Genomic DNA, 5,957 nt, shown 5'->3' on the forward strand with positions numbered 1-5,957 from the left:
GTAGTAAACACTTGGGCAGACATCATCAACCGCGCTAACTTAGGAATGGAAGTAATGCACGAGCGTAACGCTCATAACTTCCCTCTAGATTTAGCTGCAGTAGAAGCTCCTTCTATCAAGGGTTAATTTTTGACTGATTAATTAATAAAAAGCTCTCCATTTGGAGGGCTTTTTTTTTGGTTTGTTTGATGGAAAATTTCAGGTAAAAGTCAGATAAAATGAAAATTACTAATACAATTACAAAGCCATAATTTAGACATAGAAAGGGTGTATCAATGAAATTTCTTGAGAGGGAAAGACAATAATTAGGGCAATAAACGAGATTTTTTGTTTGGGTCTGTAAGTCGTGTATATAATATAAAATTAAACTCTTAATAGGATTTACCCAAAAACGCTATATATAGTGAATTAAAACTATAACGTTTTATATATGTAGTGTTGAACGCTCAAAAATGAATTAGTAAATCTTGTACAAGCTATATTTCCTGGGAGGGAAAAACAATCATCAGGGCAATAACCCGATTACTTGTTTGTGTGCGTAAGTCGTGTATATAATATAAGATTAAACTCTGAATCAAACTTACCCAAAAACACTATATATAGTAAATCAAAACTATAACGTCTTATATATGTAGTGTCGAGCTCTCAAAAATAGGTAAATTTTGTATAAGCTATTTTTTGTGTGTTTGTTGAGTTTTGTTTAGTGAGCGATCGCCTCTTTTCAAAATATTTATGAGTGATGCAAAAACACTAGATACCAAAAATTAAAACTATAGTGGTACATTAAATATAGTCTTTAGGGTAAAAAAGAGTCTAATACCAAGCGTAAAACAAGAACTTCACGAAATGTTTATGCCAACCAGAGATATTTACCACGACTCTGTTAAAAATGCCTTAATTAAGGATGGTTGGACAATTATTGCGGACCCCTATAAAATTGAATATGAAGATGCTGAACTTTACGCAGATTTAGCTATTGAAAAGACTGAAAATAAGGAACGTAAAATTATTATAGAAATTAAGAGTTTTATCAGTTGTTTACTAATTAATGAGTTTGAGAAGGCTATTGGTCAGTATATTTTACTATCGTAATTTAATTCAACTAGCTCAAGATGAATATCAATTAATTTACTTGGCGATTAAAGATAATATTTATGAAACATTTTTTTTGAGAAAATCTATAGAAGCTGTAGTGAAATTAAATCAAATAAATTTATTGATTGTGAATATGGAAGGTGAAGAGATTATCAAATGGATAGATTAGTTCATTATCGAGAATTGATTAAACAAGTTTTAACTGAGTATGATAATTTTGGTTGTCAAGCACCTAATAAAAAACGCGAAACTTGTTTAGTATTTGATGAAACTCACGACCATTATTTATGGTTAACGGTAGATTGGGAAGGTAGTAAGCGACATAAATATACTCACGTTCATATTCGGATTAAGAATGAAAAGATTTATATTGAGGAAGATTGGACGGAGGAAGGTATTGCTACAGAGTTAATGGGTAAAGGTGTTTCTAGTAGTGAAATTGTTTTAGCTTTTCAATCTCCAGACGTGAGGAAATATACTGAATTTGCTGTTGTTTAATTAGGGTTCATTACTGTGAGAATTTGGGTTTTGAAATAATGTCTGATCGTGCTCACAACTTCCCTCTAGATTTAGCTCCTGCTATTAAAGGTTAATATTTAATTGATTGATTAATTAAAAAAAAGCCCTCCATTTGGAGAGCTTTTTTTGCTTTGTTTGGAGGCAGGTTATTATTTTTTATAGCGCTACGCGCTAGGGAATAGGGAATAGTAAACTGTTACAAGCTTTCAGCATTTAGAAATGTCCTAACCTTAATGCGTAGCGCTATATTATTTCTTATTGCGGTACTACTGAAAAGATTATGTTCACAGTCTTATTATTAGATGTTATTGTGCCAGACTTGCTTATAACTCCAGTAGAAAACATTAAAAATCCACCATTAGAATTGTCTAAACTTAGTTTGATTCTAGAAGAAAATATTTCTTGCAAACCTTTTGCTTTGATAAAAGTTCCTCCTGAAGGTTTGCATTTTGGCTCGATAATTACTCCCCAAAACATAAAAGGTTTATCGTTGCAATTAACAGTAATTTTTTTCTTTGGATAGCCACTTCCCCTAATTCTTCTTACTTTAAATTTTCGTCCGCCATTTTTACTAAACTTAAAAGATTTCCCACTTCTTCCCGGAGCAATTAACCCGTATTTAAGACCATCTATTGATGCCCATCCATCTAAAGAAAAAGAGGAAGATAATTGGAATTCATACCAATTATGACTATAATTATTAACTGTTAAATAAGTAGCTATACGACAAGAATATTGGTCACAATAACATTTCATTTCTAAATCTTCAAAAACGATTGTATCTGTATCCTGACCGCAGTCTATACCAAACTCTTTAAAGAGTGCACTATCAGTTCTCATTGGTTTTTTAAATGCACGGTTAGTGCGTTTTTGTTGTGTTTTTTTGGGGTTATTAGTCTTTTTAGGTGAAGATTCATCTTCAGGAAATTTTACTGTAACAGCGATAATATTAGGTTCACCTATATCTGCTTTGTCAAAGCTTCTTTCTAAAAAATCTTTAAATTGATTTGCTCTTTCTGAGGTCAGAAAAGAAGCAACCTGGATAGCATCTTGATTATTATTTTTTCTGACAGTTTGAAATGAATCTCTACAAAATTTAGATTGGATTTTGGCAATATTATCCTCAGTATATTTGATAAAAACAGGATAGAAATTGACGGGATATTCTTTTCGATTATCTGGCAGCTTATCGCCACAAGAATTTTGGGGAAATGAAACACTATCAAAATAATTAGGTTTGCTACTAGGTGTAGGAGTCGGAGTTGGTGTTAGTTTTGGTGTTGCTGTTGAAGTAGTTGTATTTTGACTGGGGGCAGTTTCAGGTGCATTTTTCATTTCTTTAATGGGAAAAACTGAAGTTAAAATAGAACTTACTCCACTAACTAATCCATATACAAATGTTACTGAAATAACTACAGTTATTACTAAAAATAACCAATTTCCAGAAGATATCTGAGTTTTGAAATATTTCACATAATCTTGTGAAAGTTGGTTTAAGGTTTTTTCAGTTTCAGGATTTTCTAATTGATTTTTTTCTGGTAATTTCGGATCTTCTTCCATTAGCTTACTCCCAGTTAAAAGATAGTAGTATCTCTTTGAATCCGATCTTGCCAAATATTGGAATTTTTTGAAATTATAAAATGTCATCAAATGTAATGAGTTTTTTTTACTTTTATTAAGAAAAACTGTCTAACATAACTTAAGGTAATTGAATGTCATAAAATGTATGTTATCATCTGAAAAAAACTCTCCTACTAACAATAACTAATGGAGACTCAGGAAATACTACAGTTAAGTGACGAACTTGTTTTTGCTCAGACGGGAAAATACTTAGATGATACACAAAGGACTATTTTGCAGGGTGTGTGTCGTGGTCAAAGATATATTGATATAGCTGAAGAAAATGGCTTTAGTGAAGGTCATGTTAGAAATACGGCATCAAAATTATTTCAAATTCTATCGGAAAGTTTGGGAGAAGTTGTTAATAGAACTAATTTTCGTTCGGCAATGGAGAGGAAACAATCTTTGATTTTCTCCTCTAATTTTGTAGGTAATGATTTTATAGTTAGTAATGTGAATGTTTGTAGGGATATCTCATCAAATAAATCATCGCCTTCTAAATCAGATAAATTCCAACAAGAATTAAGCACTGCACCAGATTTAATTAAGTTGAGCGATCGCGAAAAAGAAATTGCTACTTTAGAAAAATGGATATTGCGGGAAGGTTGTCGTTTAATAGCTATTTTAGGTAATTCTGGAATTGGTAAAACTGCTTTAGCTTGTTACTTACTACAAAAAATTAAAACTAACTTTGATGTAGCAATTTGGCTAGACTTAAACTTATCGCCACCTTTAGAAAAAACCTTAAAAAGTTTAATACTTTCAACTGCTAATCAAACAGAAGAACAACTACCCTCTACTTTAGGAGAAAAGCTATCAATTTTATTGTCAAACCTGCAAAAAAAACGCTGTTTAATTGTGCTAGATGATGTACAAACTTTACTCAGCGAAAAACAACTAGCTGGAAATTATTGTTCAGAATACAAAAGCTATAAAAAATTATTTAAACTAATTGGGGAAACAGTTCACAAAAGTTGCTTTATTATCAACAGTTGGGAATCTCCCCAAGAAATTATTACCTTAGCTGGAAAAAATTTGCCCGTTCGTCTTTTCCCACTAAAACGTTTAGGTTTAACAGCTTCAGAAATTCTCAGAGAAAACAAATTATTAGATGAGTCAGAATGGGAAAAGTTAATTAATATCTATCAAGGAAATCCCTTATGGTTAAAAATTGCTGCTCAAACAATTCAAGAAATTTTTAGCGGACGAGTAGGAGAATTTTTCAAATACGAACAACTATATATAAGTGAAGAATTAGCAATAATTTTAGAAAAGCATTGGCAGCGTTTGTCTGAAATAGAACAAAAAGTTCTGATTTGCCTGAGTCAGAAAATTGAACCTGTTTCTATTCCTCAATTGTTAACAGAAAGTCAATTATCAGCTCAGGAATTATTTAATGCCATAAAATCTTTAGGGCGACGTTTTTTGATAGAAACTAAAATGCAGGAACAAGAGACATTATTTTCAGTTTTGCCAATTTTCAGAGAATATTTAATATCCACTTCTGAAGATTCGGAAAAGTCAGATTAAGTTAGACCAAAGCTAAGAGCAAAATTTATCTATAGCAATTTCCATTTTTTACCTCACTCAAAAATTTATTAGGTTGAGGGAATAAAGAATAGTAATTCAGGTTCGGTGGTCAGAGAAAATTAGAAAAACAATTAGACTTCAGTAACTAGAGAAATACCATATAATTTTGCCAAAGATTTAGATAGGGAATCATCAACTATTCTGCTAAATTAGGCAAAATCAAAAAATTATTAGCTCTAGACAGAGATTTTTTAATCCTAATTAAAGTGGCGGAACAAGAAACATTATTTTCAGTTTTGCCAATTTTCAGAGAATATTTAATATCCACTTCTGAAGATTCTAAAAAACTACTTTTGAGTGAAGTATAAAATTTGTTAGCTTGAGGGAAGAAGGAATAGTAATTCGGTATTTTAAGTTTTGCCAATTTTCAGAGAATATTTAATATCCACTTCTGAAGATTCGGAAAAGTTAGATTGACTTAGACTGAAGCTGAGAACAAAATTTATCTATAGCAATTATTCTGCTCAATTAGCCAAAATCAAAAAATTATTAGAGCTAGACAGAGATTTTTTGATCCTAGGGAAAAGAAAATCAGAAAAACAACTAGACCTCAGTAACTAGAGAAATACCATATAATTTTCCCAAAGATTTAGATAGGGAATCATCAACTATTCTGCTCAATTAGCCAAAATCAAAAAATTATTAGCTCTAGACAGAGATTTTTTAATCCCAACGAAAGTGGAGGAAAAAAACGTTATTTTCAGTTTTCCCAATTTTCAGAAAATATATAATATCCACTTCCAAAGATTCTGAAAAGTTAGATTAAATTAGACTGAAGCTGAGAACAAAAAAGTATCTATAGCAATTTCCATTTTTGAGTGAAATAAAAAATTTATTAGCTTGAGGGAATAAAGAATAGTAACTCGGTTTCGGTGGGAAGAGAAAATCAGAAAAACAACTAGACCTCAGTAACTAGAAAAATACTATATAACTTTCCCAAAGATTTAGATAGGGAATTCAACTATTCTCCTAAATTAGCCAAAATCAAAAAATTATTAACTCTAGACAGAGATTTTTTAATCCTAATTAAAATACAGCGAACTTGAAACATTATTTTCAGTTTTCCCAATTTTCAGAAAATATGTAATATCCACTTCCAAAGATTCTGAAAAGTTAGATTAAATTAGACTGAA

The 5,957-nt window shown here is 31.0% G+C and carries 6 protein-coding genes and 1 pseudogene; 5 read left to right on the plus strand and 2 right to left on the minus strand.

What is annotated here, in order from left to right; translation table 11 throughout:
• The 4 genes and pseudogenes from F6K40_RS26990 to F6K40_RS27005 form a co-directional block, all read left to right on the plus strand.
• Positions 1–126: pseudogene (locus F6K40_RS26990) on the plus strand (photosystem II q(b) protein); the annotation flags it as partial.
• A 726-nt stretch (positions 127–852) separates the two neighbouring features.
• A complete protein-coding gene (locus F6K40_RS26995; RefSeq protein ID WP_293140190.1) occupies positions 853–1,092 on the plus strand; it encodes an element excision factor XisH family protein in 240 nt (79 codons plus the stop codon).
• Entirely contained in the window at positions 1,067–1,264 is a 198-nt protein-coding gene (locus F6K40_RS27000; RefSeq protein WP_293140191.1) for an element excision factor XisH family protein, read from the plus strand. The genes F6K40_RS26995 and F6K40_RS27000 overlap by 26 nt, the downstream gene beginning before the upstream one ends.
• Positions 1,252–1,593 carry a XisI protein gene (locus F6K40_RS27005; RefSeq protein WP_293140192.1) on the plus strand — a complete coding sequence of 114 codons (342 nt, stop codon included), beginning with the start codon at positions 1,252–1,254 and terminating at the stop codon, positions 1,591–1,593. Before F6K40_RS27000 ends, F6K40_RS27005 begins: the two co-directional genes overlap by 13 nt.
• A gap of 276 nt (positions 1,594–1,869) precedes the next feature.
• Here the strand turns inward: F6K40_RS27005 and F6K40_RS27010 are convergent, their stop codons facing one another.
• Complete coding sequence (locus F6K40_RS27010; protein WP_293140193.1) at positions 1,870–3,174, minus strand: hypothetical protein; 1,305 nt, start codon at positions 3,172–3,174, stop codon at positions 1,870–1,872.
• Positions 3,175–3,381: 207 nt separating this feature from the next.
• Between F6K40_RS27010 and F6K40_RS27015 the strand changes: the two genes are divergently transcribed.
• Complete coding sequence (locus F6K40_RS27015) at positions 3,382–4,764, plus strand: helix-turn-helix domain-containing protein (RefSeq protein ID WP_293140194.1); 1,383 nt, start codon at positions 3,382–3,384, stop codon at positions 4,762–4,764.
• A gap of 196 nt (positions 4,765–4,960) precedes the next feature.
• On the opposite strand, the gene F6K40_RS27020 is transcribed toward F6K40_RS27015, so the two are convergent.
• On the minus strand, positions 4,961–5,188 hold the full coding sequence (locus F6K40_RS27020; RefSeq protein ID WP_293140195.1) for a hypothetical protein: 228 nt from the start codon (positions 5,186–5,188) through the stop codon (positions 4,961–4,963).
• Positions 5,189–5,957 lie beyond the last annotated feature (769 nt).

The sequence above is a fragment of the Okeania sp. SIO3I5 genome, assembly GCF_010672085.1.
GTDB lineage: Bacteria > Cyanobacteriota > Cyanobacteriia > Cyanobacteriales > Microcoleaceae > Trichodesmium.

What these genes read in the sequence shown, in the direction of transcription:
- F6K40_RS26995 (WP_293140190.1), top strand. Translation starts at nt 853, where the DNA reads ATGCCAACCAGAGATATTTACCACGACTCTGTTAAAAATGCCTTAATT.
- F6K40_RS27005 (WP_293140192.1), top strand. Translation starts at nt 1,252, where the DNA reads ATGGATAGATTAGTTCATTATCGAGAATTGATTAAACAAGTTTTAACT.
- F6K40_RS27010 (WP_293140193.1), bottom strand. Translation starts at nt 3,174, where the DNA reads ATGGAAGAAGATCCGAAATTACCAGAAAAAAATCAATTAGAAAATCCT.
- F6K40_RS27015 (WP_293140194.1), top strand. Translation starts at nt 3,382, where the DNA reads ATGGAGACTCAGGAAATACTACAGTTAAGTGACGAACTTGTTTTTGCT.